We start from the raw sequence: 16,838 nt of genomic DNA on the forward strand, positions 1-16,838 counted from the left end.
TCAGTGGCGTTCATCATCGCAATCGATATCCGGGCCTCGATCACTCGCCCGGCGGCCAGTCCCAAATGGCCCGTAAGTCTTTACAATGCGCGGCTTCGATCTACACCCGGTCCGCGCTCATGTCCTTGCCACAACATCACCTCGAATTGCTCTCCCCTGCCCGGGACACGACCATTGCACGTGAAGCCATCCTGCATGGCGCCGACGCGGTGTATATCGGCGGGCCGAGTTTCGGTGCGCGGCACAACGCTGAGAACAGCGTGGCGGACATCGCCGAGCTGGTGAAATTCGCCCACCTGTTTCACGCCCGGGTGTTCGTCACCATCAACACTATCCTCCATGACGACGAACTGGAAGCCGCGCGGGCGCTGATCTGGCAGCTCCACGAGATTGGTGTCGATGCGCTAATCGTGCAGGACATGGGTGTGATGGAAATGGACATCCCGCCGATCGAACTGCACGCCAGCACCCAAACCGACATCCGCACCCTGGAGCGCGCCACGTTTCTCGACAAGGCCGGTTTCTCTCAGCTGGTACTGGCTCGCGAATTGAACCTGCAGGAAATCCGTGCGATCAGCGATGCGACCGATGCGGCGATCGAGTTCTTCATTCACGGCGCCCTGTGCGTGGCGTTTTCCGGGCAGTGCAACATTTCCCATGCGCAAAACGGCCGCAGCGCCAACCGTGGCGATTGCTCCCAGGCGTGCCGCCTGCCCTACACGCTCAAGGATGACCAGGGCCGCGTCGTTGCCTTCGACAAGCATCTGCTGTCGATGAAGGACAACAACCAGAGCGCCAACCTGCGCGCGCTGGTCGACGCCGGCGTGCGCTCGTTCAAGATTGAGGGGCGCTACAAAGATGTGAGCTACGTGAAGAACATCACCGCTTACTACCGCCAGCGCCTCGACGAGATCCTCGCAGACCGCCCTGACCTGGCCCGCGCGTCCAGCGGCCGTACCGACCATTTCTTCGTGCCGGACCCGGACAAGACCTTCCACCGCGGCAGCACCGACTACTTCGTCACCGACCGCAAGATCGACATCGGCGCCTTCGACTCACCGACCTTCACCGGCCTCGCCGTAGGCGAAGTGCTCAAGGTCGGCAAGCATGACCTGACCGTGCAGACCCGCGAGCCGCTGTCCAACGGCGACGGCCTCAACGTGCTGATCAAGCGCGAGGTGGTGGGTTTTCGCGCCAGCGTGGTCGAGCCGCTGAAGCAGTTCGAAGAGGACGGCCAATCGCTCTGGCAATACCGCGTGGAGCCTAACGAGATGCCCGACGCGATCCGCCAGCTACGCCCGAACCATCCGCTCAATCGCAACCTGGACCACAACTGGCAGAACGCGCTACTGAAGACCTCTGCCGAACGCCGCATCGGTGTGCGCTGGCTGGCCAAGCTGCGTGCGGACGAACTGGAACTGCACGTCACCAGCGAAGAAGGCGCCTATGCCAGCGTCTCGCTGGCCGGTCCATTCGGCGAAGCGAAGAAGCCGGAACAAGTGCCCGGCCAGATCGCCGACCTGCTGAGCCAACTGGGCACCACGATCTACCACGCCGAAGAAGTGGACGTGGACGCACCGCAGGCCTTCTTCATCCCCAACTCGCAGCTCAAGTCGCTGCGCCGCGAAGCCATCGAGGCGCTCACCGAAGCCCGTGAAGCGATCCGCCCACTAGGCAGCCGCAAGGCGGTCAGCGTACCGCCGCCGGTCTACCCGGAAGCGCACCTGTCGTTCCTCTATAACGTCTACAACGAGAAAGCCCGCGACTTCTATCACCGTTACGGCGTGCAACTGATCGATGCGGCCTACGAGGCCCATGAAGAAACCGGCGAAGTGCCGGTGATGATCACCAAACACTGCCTGCGCTTCTCCTTCAACCTTTGCCCGAAACAGGCCAAGGGTGTGACGGGCGTGCGCACCAAGGTCGCGCCGATGCAACTGATTCAAGGCGATGAAGTCCTGACGCTGAAGTTCGACTGCAAGCCCTGCGAGATGCACGTGATCGGCAAGATCAAGGGCAACATCCTCAACCTGCCGCAGCCCGGCAGCGCCAGCAGCGTGGTCGGGCACATCACGCCGGCCGATCTGATGAAGACCATTCGTAGCAAACCGCACGCCTGAGATTAGGCCAGACCCAGCGGACGCCTTCGAGGTGTCCCACTGGCGCTGATAACCGGTCGCACCGTCAACAATAACGCCTGCAACCGGAAGTTGCGCACCGGGCCGCAGTGGCTGGTTGGCCAACTCTGCCGACGGAATAAGAAATAGCTGTCGAAATCCACTGCCTCAGCAAACTTACTGGCGAATGGACACTCCTAATGGCACCGCGCCCTTACCCACCAAGGGCCTAAGCCTCAGCGTGAAACAAGGATCGAAGGATGCTCAACAGGTCAGTCAATTGGATCGTTGTACTGCTTTTGCTCGCCGCTGTTGCTGGCTGTACGACCGCTCCGCCGAAGGAACCGACAGCAGGTCAGCCGCCGGCGTCTGTGACCGGGCAGCTGATCGGCTCCGGCAAGGCTTCGTACTACGGAAGCCAGCATCACAACAAGTTGACCGCCAGCGGTGAGCGCTTCGATCAGGGCGCGCTGACCGCAGCTCACCGCACCCTGCCCTTCGGTACTCACGTGCGGGTCATCAACACGCGCAATGGCAAAAGCGTGGTGGTCCGCATCAACGACCGGGGGCCATTCGTGCGGGGGCGCATTATCGACCTGTCAAAAGCGGCCTTTCAGAGCATCGCCAGCACCCGCTCGGGGATCATCCGGGTGCGCCTGGAAAAGGTTGAGTAGCCGAACAAATCCTTTGCAGGCGGCATCAAGTCGGGGCGCAGCGTGCCGATAAATTGTCACGTCCCCTCCCGCCCGGTGCTTCCATGTTCAATGGCCAATTAAAAAAACAACTCGAAGAACAAGCCTCAGAGCTTTCGCTGCTTCGCCAGCTGCGAGACCAGATGAACGCGACACTGCTGTCGATCACGCTCGACACCGAGTTCCGAATGGCCGCCATCAACCCGGCATTTGCCAAGACGCTCGGCTACACAGTCGAGCAGCTGCAAGGCCGGCCAATGGCTGAAATTGTCCCGGCGTACGTCAAGAACCTGCCCTGCTTCCACAATTTCCGGGCCGCTGTCGCCAAGCTCGCACCCGTTAGCGATGACTACCGTTTTCTGCGCACCGACGGCAGCCTGGCGTGGTTGCACATCGACTGGTTCCCGATCAAGAACGCCCAGGGCAGCTTGCTGCAGATGAGCGGCTATGCGCGTGAAGTGACCAAGGAACTGCAGCTCGCCAAGGAAAACGAGGCGTTCATCAACGCACTGCTTCGCTCCACCGCTGTGATCCAATTCAACCTGGACGGCACCGTCGTAACGGCCAACGATCAATTCCTGCAAGGCATGGGTTATTCGCTCAAGCAGATCGTCGGCAAGCATCACAGTATGTTCTGCACCACCGAAGAAGCGTCTTCGCAGTCCTACAAGGCCTTCTGGCAGACCCTCAATCGCGGCGAATTCGTCGCCAATCGCTTCAAGCGCATCGACAGCATGGGCAGGGACGTCTGGCTGGAAGCGACGTACAACCCGGTCTACGACACCGAGGGCAATCTCTGCAAGGTCGTGAAGTTCGCCAGCGTTGTGTCCGAGCAGGTCGCGCGTGAGGAAGAAGTTCGCGAAGCGGCCAGCATCGCCTACGACGTGTCCCGCAAGACGGACACCAGTGCCGAGCGCGGCGCCGTAGTGGTCAAGGATACGGTGGCGACCATGCAGCGCATCGCCGAGGAAGTCGAATCAGCCACTCAGGGTATCGAGGCGCTGGGCCAGCAGTCCCATCTGATCAGCTCCATCGTGCAGACCATCGGCGGCATCGCCGCTCAGACCAACCTGCTCGCGCTCAACGCCGCCATCGAAGCGGCGCGTGCCGGTGAGCAGGGTCGCGGGTTTGCGGTCGTCGCCGATGAGGTACGCCAACTGGCCGGCCGCACCAGCGCGGCCACCGAGGAAATCGTCAGCGTGGTCCAGAAAAACCAGGCGCTGGTCGACGAAGCCGTACGGGAAATGGCCAACAGCCGCGAGCAAGCCGCTCAGGGTCTGTCCCTCGCCAACCAGGCCGGCGCGGTGATCGTCGAGATCCAGGACGGCGCCAAACAGGTCGTTAGCGCCGTTGGCCGCTTCGCCAACGAGCTGAAATAACCGCGTCGGATGACCGGTCTGGATGCATGGAGCAGTCCGTGCATCCGCCTCCCCTGTGTTTGGTCGCTCTCGATGCGAATCCGTTCACTCCGAAGCACGCCGAAACACGCAAGCGCCACGCCATCCAGTCTGAGAGTTCACCCCGTCGAGCTGGGCGCGAGAAGTGGCTGATTTGCCAGGAGTCAGCTTACCGTCGTGCTCATCGGACGCGCAAAACGGTACGTGGCGAAACAGCACAGCACCACGCCGCTCAACGCCAGCAAGCCGCCGACGATGCCGACATTGCTCAGTCCCAGATGAAGCGTGACCAGGCTCCCCAGCAGCGCGCCGCCGCCAATCCCGACGTTGTAGATGCCGGAGAACATGGCCATGGCGACGTCGGTCGCATCGGACGCGAGGTTAAGCACCTTGGTCTGCAACGCCAGACCGAAGCACATCCCGGCGATTCCCCAGACCACCACCAGCGCACCTAGCAATGAGCTGTCCCGCGCGGCGGGCAGCAACAGCAGCAGGCAGGTCGCCATGGCCGAAATTGCCGCGATCAGAAAGCCCCTCGGGTAGCGACCGCTGTAACGACTGAACAGCACCGAACCCAGGATGCCGGCGCCGCCGAAGAGCAACAGCAGCACCGTCGTCATTTCACCGCTGAGGTGCGCAATGGTCTGGGCGAAAGGCTCGATATAGGTGTAAGCGGTGAACTGCGCCGTGATCACCAGCGCAGTCAGCACGTATGCGGCCACCAACGCTGGGCGCTTGAACAGCACCGGCAGACTGCGCAGCGATCCGGAGTTCTGGCTGGGCAGCAATGGCAGGGTGCGCGCCAGCACCACAACGACCAGCGCGGCGATCCCGGCAATGGACAGGAATGTCGTGCGCCAGCCGAGTGCTTCACCGACGACACGACCCAACGGAATGCCCAGCACCATGGCAAGTGCGCTGCCCGTCGCCAACAAGCCCAGCGCCTGAGCCTGCTTGCCTTCAGGCGCAACACGCACGGCTAACGATGCAGTGATCGACCAGAACACCGCGTGCGCCAGCGCGATGCCAATCCGACTGAGCATCAGCATGCCGAAGCTTGACGCCACGCTCGAGACCAGGTGGCTACCAATAAACACCACGAAGACGAACATCAGCAGCGTGCGGCGCTCGACATTGCGCGTCAGCAGCATCATCGGCAGCGACATCAACGCAACCACCCAGGCGTAGATGGTCAGCATCAAGCCGACCTGGGCGGGCCGCATATCGAACGAGCGCCCGATATCACTGAGCAAGCCGACCGGGACAAACTCGGTGGTGTTGAAGATGAAAGCGGCAAGAGCCAGTGCAACGACACTGAGCCAACTGCCGGGCTGGGCGTTCGATTCGTTCATGTAGACAGGTCTGACTGCGGTGCATTGGTGGAGGGATGCCGCGTGGCATCCGGGCACGAATGGCGATTGGAAGGTGACAAGCCGCTTGAAAGTCCACAACGCGGTCGCGCCGCTACTCCGAAGAAGTACGGGGATCGTTCACAAAGGAATGTGTTTCAGGCGGAAGGTCTGAGCGGCGCGGATTCTACGCCTGCGGCTGAAGCCTGTCAGGCACGGGAGATGACGGCCGACCAATGGCGGCTGCGCCCAGCAAACAGCGCCTTGGAACGAGGCGTCCAAAGCGCTGGGGTGTTGCGATCAGTTGGTGAACCGCAATTACGGGTTGAAGTAGGCCCGGGCGCGCGCCACTTCAGCGGCGGTCGGTGTATAGCTGGTCCACTGATCCTGCTCGTTCTTCTTGTAGCGCACCACACCCTTGGCCACATCGAACTCGTAGAACGGATAGACCTCACGCAGGTTGTAGAAGGCGGCGGGGGCGAAGAACAGGATGTCCGCCACGAGATAGCCACTGTTGAACTTCAGCGGGATCAGCCCGTACATGGGCTCCATGCCGGCCTGCGTGGCGCGGAAGCGGTACTGACCGAAGCTGGTCGCCTTGTAGGTCTTGCTGACCGGATTCTTCAGCACCAGCGGCGCGTCATCGTTGATCTTGACTGCGAGGCTGGGGTCGCTGGAGCGCAGCGAGGTGGTGGCGGTGCAGGCGGACAGCAGAACAGCCATCAGCGGCAGTGCGAGGAGGTGTTTGGTTTTCATCGTCATTCCCTTGCAGGTGGTTGGCGTAGACGGCTCGCTGTCGCCCTGCGCTGGGGTGCTGCGGCCGTCCGTTGGCGGGCGGCACTATAGGGCAACGTCCGTGTTATGGCCATGTGACACTACGCCCAAGCAGCCTGTTTCCGATCACCGGTTCGTTCGAACGCTGCCACTCGGCACTCCGCCGAAACTTTCCCAGCCGGGCACCAGCCGTATCTACAGAACCCATCCGACTCCGGAGCACCTATGGCTTACCCGAAGATCCCTGCGCAGCAGCAGGACCGCTTGCCCGGCCGTGAAACCGAGATGCACCCGCAGGCCGAATTCATACGCGACAGCTACAAGGGCAGCGGCAAGCTCGCGGGCAAGGTCGCGTTGATCAGCGGCGGCGATAGCGGCATCGGTCGTGCTGCTGCGGTGCACTTCGCCCGTGAAGGCGCGGACGTCGCGATCATGTACCTCGACGAACACGAGGACGCCGAGAACGCCAAACGCATGGTGGAAGCCGAGGGCCAGCTCTGCCTGCTGTTACCCGGCGATATCCGTGACAGCCGCCACTGCAACGATGCCGTCGAGCAAACCGTGAAAACCTTCGGCCGGCTGGACGTGCTGGTGAACAATGCCGGCCGCCAGGAGGTGCAGACGCGGCTCGAAGACATCACCGATGAGCAGTGGGAGAAGACCTTTGCCACCAATATCCACGGCTACTTCTACCTCACCCGTGCTGCCCTGCCTCACCTGAAGGCTGGCGCCTCGATCATCAACACCACCTCGATAAATTCCTTTATCGGCAACCCGATACTGGTCGATTACACCTCGACCAAGGGCGCCATCGACGGGTTTACCCGCGCCCTGTCGCAACAACTGATCGAACGCGATATCCGCGTCAACCAGATCGCGCCCGGTCCGATCTGGACCCCGCTGCAACCGCCATCGCTGGGCAAGCACGACCCGGAACTGCTCGAAGACTTCGGCAGCCAGATGCCAATGGGCCGCTGCGGTCAACCATCCGAGCTAGGCCCGGCCTACGTCTATCTGGCAAGCGAGGACTCGTCCTATGTCAGCGGCCAGACGATCCATATCAACGGCGGCAAAGTCGTTAACGGCTGAGCCGGTCACCCATCTACCTATTGGGCCGCACCAGTTCTGGCGCGGCCCGCCCAGGCCCCAAGGGCCCGAATCATTGGGTAATGACCCGCTACGGAACCATCCGCCTGTCTCGCCCGCCCAATAATCAGGACGGCACGGCTCACCTGACCGGTCGAGACGCCCGCCGCGTATTTGAACCGCAGCCAGGTCTGCATACCCAAGGTGAAGTCATGCCCCAGATCCTCCTAGCAGCGTTTGATCGTTACGCCGAAGCCGAGCAAGTCAAAACCGAGCTCATCAGCAAAGGGATAACCAGCGACGCCATCCAGATTTCCGCCTCGTTCAACCCGGACACGGTCGACAGCAGTCGCGTGGAGGTAATCGGCGAAGAGCCGGGCGATGACGCCTCGGTAGCGGAGAAGATCGGCAGTTTCTTCGGCAAGGTTTTCGGTGACGACTCAAGCAAGCATGCCGGTCGTTACCCGGAAGCTGCTCGACGGGGTTCGACCATCGTGACCGTCACGCTGGACACCGATGATGAAGTCGCCATGGTCGAAGAGTTGATGGAGCGCAACGGCGCGATCGACATTGATGAGCGCAGCGCCAGCTGGGGCGAAGAGGAAGCGACCCCTGTCACCGCGAGTACCGAAACGCTGACCACCGGTTATCCCGATGCCGCCTCACTCAGCGTCGATGAACGCGAAGTAAACGGAACGGCCAGCGGTGATCGCGGCGCAGCGGACGGCTCGATTCCCGGGCGTGCCGAAAACGACAAGGCCGGGCGGCGTGACAACACGGCTGGGCGTGTGCGGATCGTTCCGCGCTGAGATCATTTGCCGACCCGCGCAGGTCAGCCTCCACCTTTCTGAATAGCGGCTGACCTGACGCAACCGACCGCAACCTCCGGTCGCATCACTGCGGGACAAACACCTCGTCGAGCAGACTGTTCATGGCCTGAAATGCTCGCTCGGCCACTTCCGGATTGAACTCGTTGCGCCCAGGCACGTTGGCGTAAGGGTCGGTGAAGGAATGCACGGCGTTGCCATAGATGTTCATCTGCCAATCCACATCGGTGGCTTTCATCTCGGCGATGAACGCATCGACCTGTTCTTTCGGTACCGCCGGGTCGTCGGCACCATGCAACACCAGCACCGGCGCCTTGATCTGTTTGGCATCGTCCGGGTTCGGTGTATCGAGGTTGCCATGGAACGAGACGAAGGCGTCCAGATCGGAGCCAGACCGGGCCAACTCAAGAACTGCACCGCCGCCAAAGCAGAAACCGATCGCCGCCATCTTGCCGGTATCCAGCGCCACCACCTGCTGCGACCTGAACGCCTCGACCGCAGCCTGGGCCCGTTTGCGCATCAGCGGCCGATCGCCACGTACCGACGTGGCAGCCGCCTTGGCTTCATCCGGATTGGATGGCCGCACCGCCTTGCCGTACAGGTCAGCCATGAACACGACGTACTTATCCCCCGCCGCGCGCGCCGCCTTTTCAGCGGAGCGCTCGGTGACGCCCAACCAGTTGGGCACCATCAGCAAGCCGGGCCGCGGCGCGGTGACCGAATCGTCATAGGCGAGCAGCCCCTCATAGGTTTCACCGGCGATTTCGTAGGCATGTGGCTTGACCACCACCGCCGCTTCGGCGGCACCGACCATCCCGGCCAGCGCCAGGGCAATACACGTCTTGTTCATGGAGGCGTTCCTGCTCAGTGAGACGACTGTTCAACGGTAGCGGAAAACCCAGACCGTACCGGCTGGCCTTACCCTCAGACCATTTCGGTTTGTGTCGCCACCTTGCGAGCAGAGTCAGATCTGCTTGAGACGATGCTGCAGTGCTAGCGCATTAGCGGTCGCCGCCCCGCTGGCGGTGTTGTCGAAAATGCACCAGCTGGCTGTGTCCGCTGGTTGCGTAGCGCTTCGCTCAGCCAGCCGCTCGGTCAAGCCGTCGAGCCAATCGTCACCATACGAGGAGTAATAGATGCGCGGCGAGCCATGCAGACGGTGATACGTGAAGCCATCCCAACCGCCCGGCTCGGCCGCGGCCGGAAAAGGCGCCGGGTCAGCCGCGACCCGTGCGACTCGAGCGTCTCGAAGCACCGGATCGGCATCGAGCCAGCTCGGATGGCGCGGCTCGATCGCCACCAGCCCGTCATAACGTGCTCTCAACGAGTCGATGAACGCTTGGGCGATGCTCGGCTCGTAAACCAGCGAAGGTGGCAGCTGCACCAGCAGGCAGCCTAGCTTGTCAGCCAAATGGCCACATTCGTTCAGAAACTGTTCGATCAGTTGATCGCAGCCAGCCAGCCGCCGTTCATGGGTGATCTGCTTGGGTACCTTGACGCTGAAACGAAACCCGACCGGCACGCTTTCCGCCCACTTGGCGTAGGTCGTGGGCCGATGGGCTCGGTAAAACGAGCTGTTGATCTCGACAGCGGGTAAACGAGCCGCGTACCGCTGCAGGTGCGTGCCCTGCGCTGGAAACGCCGACCATTGCTCGCGCGGCAAGCTCCAACCGGCGGTGCCGAGCAGAACGGCGGGACCGTGGCTGACGATACTCACTGGGCCGCACCCGTTACGTTTTGCATCTCAGCCGTCTACTGACTGAACACAGCAGCGCAGGCAGCGGGCAGACGGCGACTTGGGCTGGCCATTGCCACCGGACGCGGGGTCGGGAGGATCGCTTCACAGCCCTCGCCCGGTGGCGGCGCTGGCTGGTCGACACAGTCGGTCGAGCCCTCCGGGCAGCGCAGACGGACATGCAGATGTTCGTCATGAAAAGGCCATGGGCGGATGCGTTGCAGCCAGGAACGGTCGTCCCACTCACGCTCACAGAGGTCTCGCTTGACCGCCGCATCGACGAAGATGCGCGCCACCTGTGAGTCCTGCGCGGCAAGGCGGATCAGCTCCGCGTGTTGGTCGGTCCAACGTGTGCTGTCCAGTTCCCCGGTGGTTTCGTCGACCAGGATGGGTTGTTCGATCCCCTCGCGCTCGCTGCGGGCCAGCGGCGGCAGGTCCAGACGGAACCAGATGTCGACGTCCAGGCCGCTCTGGTGGCTGACATGCCCATAGGACATCGGGCCGCCGCGCGGCTGCGCCATATCGCCGACGAGCATGGGGCCGATGCCAGCCCCATCCAGCCGGCGACCAAGGTCCTGGATGTAATCAAGCAGCGCGGGATGCCCGTAGTGGCGGTTACGCTGCATATCGACGGCCTGGTAACCCTCACCTTCGGGCGGCAGCTGGACCGCGCCAGCCAGACACGCCGCACCGTGCTTACCGATGATCCGTGGCTCGCCGGGTAGCGGCGCGGTCACGCTGGACCAGTCCCGGTCCGCCGCGCTGACTGCAGAAACCAGCCATCCGGCCATACCGCAGGCCACCAGTGCCTGCCTGCAAAGTTGACTTAATACGCGGATGCGTTGACTGCTCATAGCGACTTCGAAGTCCTCCTATTGATCCGAACGTTAGATCAGCGCTGCTGACGTGAAAGCCACTCCAGTCCAGGCCGGTAAAGCATGTCGTGCTCGCCCTCGAACAGCACCAGCTCGGTAGGACCCGATTTCAGGTACAGCAACACGTCGGCATCCGCCTCGGCGAACTGCGGGAACTCGTCATTGCCCTTGGCCGATCGTCGGCGCAAGGCATCCGGCACCTGACGGGTTTCCATCAGTTGGTCGATCTGCTCCTGGGGGATGCGATCCTGTTCGTTTGCCAGGTCGTTGAAGGCATGAAGCGCCTGCTCAGGCGGGACAGTGGTGTCATTAATGCCGTGAGCGATGAGTACGCGAATATCGCCCGCGACCTCCGGCACATAGCGACTCGGGCTGCGCTTGCGGCATTCATCAAAGGCGCTGGAGCCCTGAGTTGGCTCACCACCACAGGCCTGCTCGATTTCACCGGCGTACTTTTCGCCGCGCGCTTTGTTCCATTGGTGCCAGGTCACCAGGTCATAAACCGGCACCCAAGCCGCAACGCCGGCAAACACATCGGGATTACGACTCGCCAGGTGCAGTGCATTCATCGCGCCGCCCGAATAGCCGAGCAGGTAGATTCGCGACTCGTCGATTTCAGCCTGTTCGCGCGCATATTCGAGCGCGTCCTGCATGTCAGAAATCGCCAGATCGGAGGCGGTCGATTCGGGACGGCCATCGTTCTGACCTCGGAAGTTCGGGTGAATGAATACCCAGTCGTTCGCAATCGCGAACTGGCCCAGCGGAATGTCGATGTTCTGCAGGTAATCGGTGCTCCAGCTGTGCAGCACCATGAGCAGCGGCTTTTCCTTGTCTGAACCCGAATCGTAGAACAGCGCCGCCTGCTCGCTGTCATCGGCACTGGACGGAATCTTAATGTCCTTTATTTCTGGCGTTGCTTCACGCCAGCGGGACAGCTCGGCTATCGCCAGACCGCCCGGATAATTGGTGACCCGCAGAAGATCGCTGGGGTGCTCTAGATCCTCAGCCTGAACGCTCCCGACGCCAGCACCGGCCAGCATCAACATCCCGAGCATGACCGCACAGATGACCCGCCCGAACAGATCGTTGGCGCGCCATGAAGGACCATCGCCCACTGGAACAGCCTGTAGTGAGTAGCTGCTTTCTCCGTGCGAAGCACCATAGCGTTGTCTCCCGCGAGTCGGTTTCGGGCGTATAGGATTTGCGACTCCGAGCAATTGCATACGTTCGCGATTCTGCGAGCCGACGCATGGCCGCCTGCCATGCTGCTCGTATTGCGCGGCCTGATTGTCCAAACTTGCAGCACACCTGATCAGAGAGGCGTCGATCATGCGCAAGGCCGAAGCCAAACAGCGCCACACCCACAAACTCGAAAGACTTCAGCGCTTTCTGGACTGGGCCAGCGAGCGCCATCCCGATTTCGTGCCGAAGAAGAATCACCAGGAGAAATGGTTCAGCACCTACCTCGGCCATCAGCCACCGGAAATCGGCCGTGCAGCGCGGTTGTTCTGGCTTGGGCTGGACGAGCCTACGGTCGAGGCGAATCTTGAGGACGCCGACCCGACTCACCTGATCGGCCGACTGCTGAACCGGGACGTGAACGATTTCAGTTGTACCGTCGATATCTTCGGTATCGAGAAATCGCTGGATTGCGGCGCGGTGCAGAACCTGCTCGAACCCGAGTTCGCGCTGCGCATCGACGACAGCGGATCGATAGACGAATTCGAACGAAACGTGTGTGCTGCGGTGCAGACCCTGGTCCGGGATCGCCTGCATGTGCTGGAGCAGCCGTTCGGCAGCCTCAGCGAAGAACAGAAAGCCCAATGCCTGGAGCGCCTGCCCGTGCGGCTCTCACGCCTCGACGACTTTGCGGCGCGCGCCGTCGACATTGTCAACGAGGTCAAGCACGAGCTGCGCTATGTGGTCGAGCTGCGCCACGGCGAGGTCGCCCTGGACATGCAAAGGCGCATTCCGGGCGGCCGGGGCCATGTGCTCAGCGAGCAAGAAGTCGCGCAGCTCAAAGACGAAGACCGTCAGGCGATGAATGCCAAGTTCGAGATGATGATCGAGGAAGCGCAGGACTTCGATCTGCAGCTGCTCGGCGAGAAGCGCCTGACCGAAGTCTTCATGATGGAGCCAAAAAAGCTGCGTCGGACCATACGCTTCGCCCGCGAGGACAATCGCGAGAAGATGGCCTTCGCCGTGCTGCTGGAGAACAACCCGCGCTTCGTCCATTACCACAAGCTCTACGCCGCGCGGCGCATCACTCGCACCTGGACCGCCCTGCTCGGCCCGACCAACAGCGGCAAGACTTACCAGGCGATCCAGGCCATGACCGGCGTGACCCACGCTATCTACCTGTCGCCGCTGCGCCTGATGGCTCTGGAAAACCAGGAACGCATCGAATCCATGGGCGTGCCCTGCTCGTTGGTCACCGGGGAAGAGGAAATCATCCGCGAGGGTGCCACCCACTATTGCTGCACCGTCGAGGAATTCGCGCGCTTCCGTCACGAGTCCTGGGACGTGGTGGTGATTGACGAAGTGCAGATGATGGCCGACTCGCAACGCGGCTGGGCATGGGTCGATGCGCTGGTCAGCGCCTACACCCAGGACCTGATCATGACCGGCCCGGAGCTGATCCAGCCGTCGCTGAGAACCCTTTGCGACCTCTGCGAAGACCAACTCGTAGTCAAACGCACCAAACGACTTTCACCCGTGGACGTGGCGCGCCGCTCGACCACCCTCAAGCAGCTTGAAGCCGGGTCGATGCTGGTCGCTTTCAGCCGCAAGACGGTGCTGGAACTCAAGGCGATGCTGGAGATGACCGGCAAAAGCGTCTCGGTGGTCTACGGTGCGCTATCGCCGGAAGTTCGCCGCGAGCAGGCCCGTCGCTTCCGCGAAGGCGAAGCCGACCTGATGGTCGCCACGGATGCTGTGGGCATGGGCCTCAACCTGCCGGCGCACACGCTATGCTTTTACACTGACGAGAAGTACGACGGCATCCAGAACCGCCAGCTGAAGGTGCAGGAGGTCAAGCAGATCGGCGGTCGCGCCGGGCGCTTCGGCCATCACGACAGCGGCCTCATCACCGCACTGGACGGGCAGACGCTGCAGTCGATCAAGCGCCTCTTCCACAGCGCGGACCTGCCGGTGGACCTGTCGCAGTACCAGGTACGGCCCTCCATCGAGCACCTGCAAGCCATCTCCGAGCTGATGAACGAGCCGAGCCTGCTACGGGCCTGGCTGACCTTCAACCGCAACATCAACTACGGTGACGAATTCATCTCGATCCTGCCCGACGAGCTGGCGGAGTGGATCAAGCTGATCGACGACCCGACCATAGACCTGCCGTTGCGCTGGATCTTTGCCTGCACACCAATACGCGGCGGTCTCGACAGCCCGGCCGCCGTTTTCGCCCAGCAGTGGTTGAAGAAGGTCGCGCAGGACAAAGAGATCCCATTGCCGCGGCTGATCATCGATGCCGACCTGGCGACGCTGGAAAGCTCACTGCACGTCATCGAAACCTACCTGCACCTGGCGCGCACCCTGCCGGCGCATTTCCCCGCACTGGAGCAGGCAGAAGAGCACCGCAGCCTGCTAAACGGCGCCATCACCCGCGAGCTGTCGCACCAGCGCAAGCCACGCAGCTCTGATCGCCGGCGGGTGTCGGGCGACAACCGCAATTGCAAGGGCTGCGGCAAGGCGATGCCGATGGCCGCACGCAAATTCAGGCTGTGCCAGAGTTGTTTCAGCGAAAAGCGAAGGTAGCCTGGCGGATAAGGGCAACCCATCGGCGTCCGCGCGGGCTCGAAAACTTCAGGCTCGGCAATGATTGAGGCCGCGAACAGGCTCCGAGTCCCTTAACCGACTACACCGGCGCGGCGCGATCCCATCCCATGGTTCGCAGCAGCAGTCGATGCCGCTTACCGATTGCAGGCAAAACTGGCGAACGCCCGGCTTGGGACTGGCCAGCAGACCGGGCGCCCCTTAGGATGCCGCAGGTTCATAGCGTGATCGGGCGTATTCAACACCTCGTTACGACAGCGATCACCGAAAGCCATGGAGTCAGGACCGATGTCGATCATCCTTCAGTTGCGCAGGCAACTGGCCGCGGTCACCAGTCGACTCGGCTGGGCCGCACTACTACTCGCAGTCATGGTGCACGCCGGCGTGTCTTATCTCGGCCTGCGCCTGTTCGCCGAAGCGCCGCTCACCGAGCTCAAAACCTTCATCTATTTCTATCTGACCACGGCGCTGACCGTCGGCTACGGTGACTTCTCGCCGCAGACCGCTGGCGGTCGCATCTTTGTTTCCACCTGGTTGATGATTGGCGGCATCGCGTTGCTGACCGCTGTCATCGGCAAAACCACCAATTCCATAATCGCAGTCTGGAGGAAAGGCATGAAAGGCAAAGGGACATTCGCCACCTGCACGGGCCATACCGTTGTGATCGGTTGGGAAGGCGAAATCAGCGAGCGCGTCGTCGAGCTGCTGCACGAAGACGAGACCTCCAACGACCACCTGATCGTCATCTGCGACACGGTGCTCGAAGAGAATCCAATGCCAGGTAAGACCGAGTTCATCCATGGCGAGAGCCTGTCGTCCCTGGCACTGCTGCAGCGCGCCGGGGTAAAGGGGGCCGAACGCACACTGGTGCGCACCGGCTCGGACGACCTGACGCTGGCCGTCGTATTGACCATCAACCAACTCAACCCGGTCGGCCATGTGGTTGCCCATTTCAGCAGCAGCGAGACCGCGCGATTGGCCCGCAGCTACGCGCCAAAGCTGGAATGTACCTCCAGCATGGCCATCGAAATGCTGGTGCGCTCATCGCAGGACCCGGGCTCCTCGGTGATTATCAACGAGCTGCTCAGCGTCGGTCAGGGCGCGACCCAGTACCGCCTGCTGCTGCCCGAGAGCTACGAAAGCACCGTCGGCTCGCTCTACAAGCAATTGAAAGACCGCCACAACGCGACACTCATCGGCTACCGCGGCAAGGACCAGAGCCAACCAATCATCAACCCAGCTAATGACACCCAGGTGCGCGGCGGCGAGCTGTTTTATATCGCCAATGCGCGCCTCGCGGGCTTGGGTGAGGCGAGCTAAAACGGCGCTACAGCTAAGCATTCATAGACTTTCGCTCCGGGGCGGGGCTTTCTGGATGCCCCGGAGCGTCGCCTGATACATAGAAGCTGCGGTCGCGGCGACAGTCAGATCCGACTTGTCACAGCACCAAGCACACCGCCCGCAACCCCCGCATTCATGGAATCAACCCCACCCTCCCGGCTCTGATTAGGACAGTCTGAGCTACCGGGAGACACCATGAGCGACCCACACGACCTGCAGCGATTCGTCGACGCCCAGCAATCGACCTATGACCGCGCGCTGGCGGAACTCAACGCCGGCCACAAGCAAAGCCACTGGATGTGGTTCATTTTTCCGCAGATTGCCGGCCTAGGCCACAGCGACATGGCCCGTCGCTACGCCATCAACGACGCGGACGAGGCGGCGGCCTATCTGGAGCACCCGCTGCTCGGGCCTCGCCTGGAGCAATGCGCGCAAGCACTGCTGGCCCATGCCGAGCGGCCGGCACGGCAGATTCTCGGTTCACCCGACGATAGGAAGTTGCACTCAAGCATGACGCTATTCACCGCCGTTGCGCCTGAGCGAACCGTATTCCAGGCGGTGCTCGATGCGTTTTTTGCAGCCGATCCCGACCCGGCGACGCTCTCGCGCTTGCATCGCTGACCCGAGAACGGGGTTGGCCTGTCAACGGGCGGACAAGGCAAGCGCGATAGGCTTCAGCTTCCAGTGCCGCCGGAGGAAAAGAACGACAGTCCGACAGGATCTGGAGCGTGGCCCAGGCAGCCCCCTTCGAAGTCTTACCGTAAAGACTGATGGTGGCGCCGCACAGATCAAGGAACCACTGATCAGTTAATCCCTCCAACCAGCGGATCGCAGCCCGTCTCCCTGGCTCGTTGCGATC

Annotated in this window: 14 protein-coding genes; 8 read left to right on the forward strand and 6 right to left on the reverse strand. The window is 62.1% G+C overall.

All coding sequences use genetic code 11. The features are described 5' to 3' along the window. Positions 1 to 119: 119 nt before the first annotated feature. The 3 genes from BUE09_RS15430 to BUE09_RS15440 all read left to right on the forward strand — a co-directional run bounded on the left by BUE09_RS15430 (position 120) and on the right by BUE09_RS15440 (position 4,188). Complete coding sequence (locus BUE09_RS15430; RefSeq protein WP_073302106.1) at positions 120 to 2,120, forward strand: peptidase U32 family protein; 2,001 nt, start codon at positions 120 to 122, stop codon at positions 2,118 to 2,120. A 257-nt stretch (positions 2,121 to 2,377) separates the two neighbouring features. Next, complete coding sequence (locus BUE09_RS15435; RefSeq protein WP_073302108.1) at positions 2,378 to 2,791, forward strand: septal ring lytic transglycosylase RlpA family protein; 414 nt, start codon at positions 2,378 to 2,380, stop codon at positions 2,789 to 2,791. Between the two features lie 83 nt (positions 2,792 to 2,874). Continuing rightward, positions 2,875 to 4,188 carry a methyl-accepting chemotaxis protein gene (locus BUE09_RS15440; protein ID WP_073302110.1) on the forward strand — a complete coding sequence of 438 codons (1,314 nt, stop codon included), beginning with the start codon at positions 2,875 to 2,877 and terminating at the stop codon, positions 4,186 to 4,188. 182 nt (positions 4,189 to 4,370) lie between these two features. On the opposite strand, the gene BUE09_RS15445 is transcribed toward BUE09_RS15440, so the two are convergent. After that, positions 4,371 to 5,558, reverse strand: a complete 1,188-nt coding sequence (locus tag BUE09_RS15445; RefSeq protein ID WP_073302112.1) for a sugar transporter — start codon at positions 5,556 to 5,558, stop codon at positions 4,371 to 4,373. Positions 5,559 to 5,873: 315 nt separating this feature from the next. Beyond that, on the reverse strand, positions 5,874 to 6,311 hold the full coding sequence (locus BUE09_RS15450) for a hypothetical protein (RefSeq protein WP_073302115.1): 438 nt from the start codon (positions 6,309 to 6,311) through the stop codon (positions 5,874 to 5,876). Between the two features lie 243 nt (positions 6,312 to 6,554). Here BUE09_RS15450 and BUE09_RS15455 point away from each other — a divergent pair, with 243 nt between their 5' ends. After that, a complete protein-coding gene (locus tag BUE09_RS15455; protein ID WP_073302117.1) occupies positions 6,555 to 7,418 on the forward strand; it encodes an SDR family oxidoreductase in 864 nt (287 codons plus the stop codon). 209 nt (positions 7,419 to 7,627) lie between these two features. After that, positions 7,628 to 8,224: a hypothetical protein gene (locus tag BUE09_RS15460; protein ID WP_073302634.1), complete on the forward strand. Its 597-nt coding sequence runs from the start codon at positions 7,628 to 7,630 to the stop codon at positions 8,222 to 8,224. Positions 8,225 to 8,309: 85 nt separating this feature from the next. Here BUE09_RS15460 and BUE09_RS15465 read toward each other — a convergent pair whose 3' ends face one another. The 4 genes from BUE09_RS15465 to BUE09_RS15480 all read right to left on the reverse strand — a co-directional run bounded on the left by BUE09_RS15465 (position 8,310) and on the right by BUE09_RS15480 (position 11,967). Then, positions 8,310 to 9,092, reverse strand: coding sequence for a dienelactone hydrolase family protein (locus BUE09_RS15465; RefSeq protein WP_073302119.1), 783 nt, complete (start codon positions 9,090 to 9,092; stop codon positions 8,310 to 8,312). 114 nt (positions 9,093 to 9,206) lie between these two features. Next, a complete protein-coding gene (locus BUE09_RS15470; RefSeq protein ID WP_073302636.1) occupies positions 9,207 to 9,953 on the reverse strand; it encodes a DUF72 domain-containing protein in 747 nt (248 codons plus the stop codon). Positions 9,954 to 9,994: 41 nt separating this feature from the next. Then, complete coding sequence (mepA, locus tag BUE09_RS15475) at positions 9,995 to 10,831, reverse strand: penicillin-insensitive murein endopeptidase (protein ID WP_083380768.1); 837 nt, start codon at positions 10,829 to 10,831, stop codon at positions 9,995 to 9,997. 38 nt (positions 10,832 to 10,869) lie between these two features. Then, entirely contained in the window at positions 10,870 to 11,967 is a 1,098-nt protein-coding gene (locus BUE09_RS15480) for an alpha/beta hydrolase family protein (RefSeq protein WP_197675237.1), read from the reverse strand. Positions 11,968 to 12,181: 214 nt separating this feature from the next. Between BUE09_RS15480 and BUE09_RS15485 the strand changes: the two genes are divergently transcribed. The 3 genes from BUE09_RS15485 (at position 12,182) to BUE09_RS15495 (ending at position 16,600) form a co-directional block, all read left to right on the forward strand. Next, positions 12,182 to 14,620, forward strand: coding sequence for a helicase-related protein (locus BUE09_RS15485; protein WP_073302123.1), 2,439 nt, complete (start codon positions 12,182 to 12,184; stop codon positions 14,618 to 14,620). 306 nt (positions 14,621 to 14,926) lie between these two features. Further along, complete coding sequence (locus BUE09_RS15490) at positions 14,927 to 15,958, forward strand: ion channel (protein ID WP_073302125.1); 1,032 nt, start codon at positions 14,927 to 14,929, stop codon at positions 15,956 to 15,958. A 216-nt stretch (positions 15,959 to 16,174) separates the two neighbouring features. Beyond that, positions 16,175 to 16,600 carry a DUF1810 domain-containing protein gene (locus BUE09_RS15495; protein ID WP_073302127.1) on the forward strand — a complete coding sequence of 142 codons (426 nt, stop codon included), beginning with the start codon at positions 16,175 to 16,177 and terminating at the stop codon, positions 16,598 to 16,600. Positions 16,601 to 16,838: the final 238 nt, after the last annotated feature.

Source organism: Stutzerimonas xanthomarina DSM 18231, from assembly GCF_900129835.1.
Lineage (GTDB): Bacteria > Pseudomonadota > Gammaproteobacteria > Pseudomonadales > Pseudomonadaceae > Stutzerimonas > Stutzerimonas xanthomarina.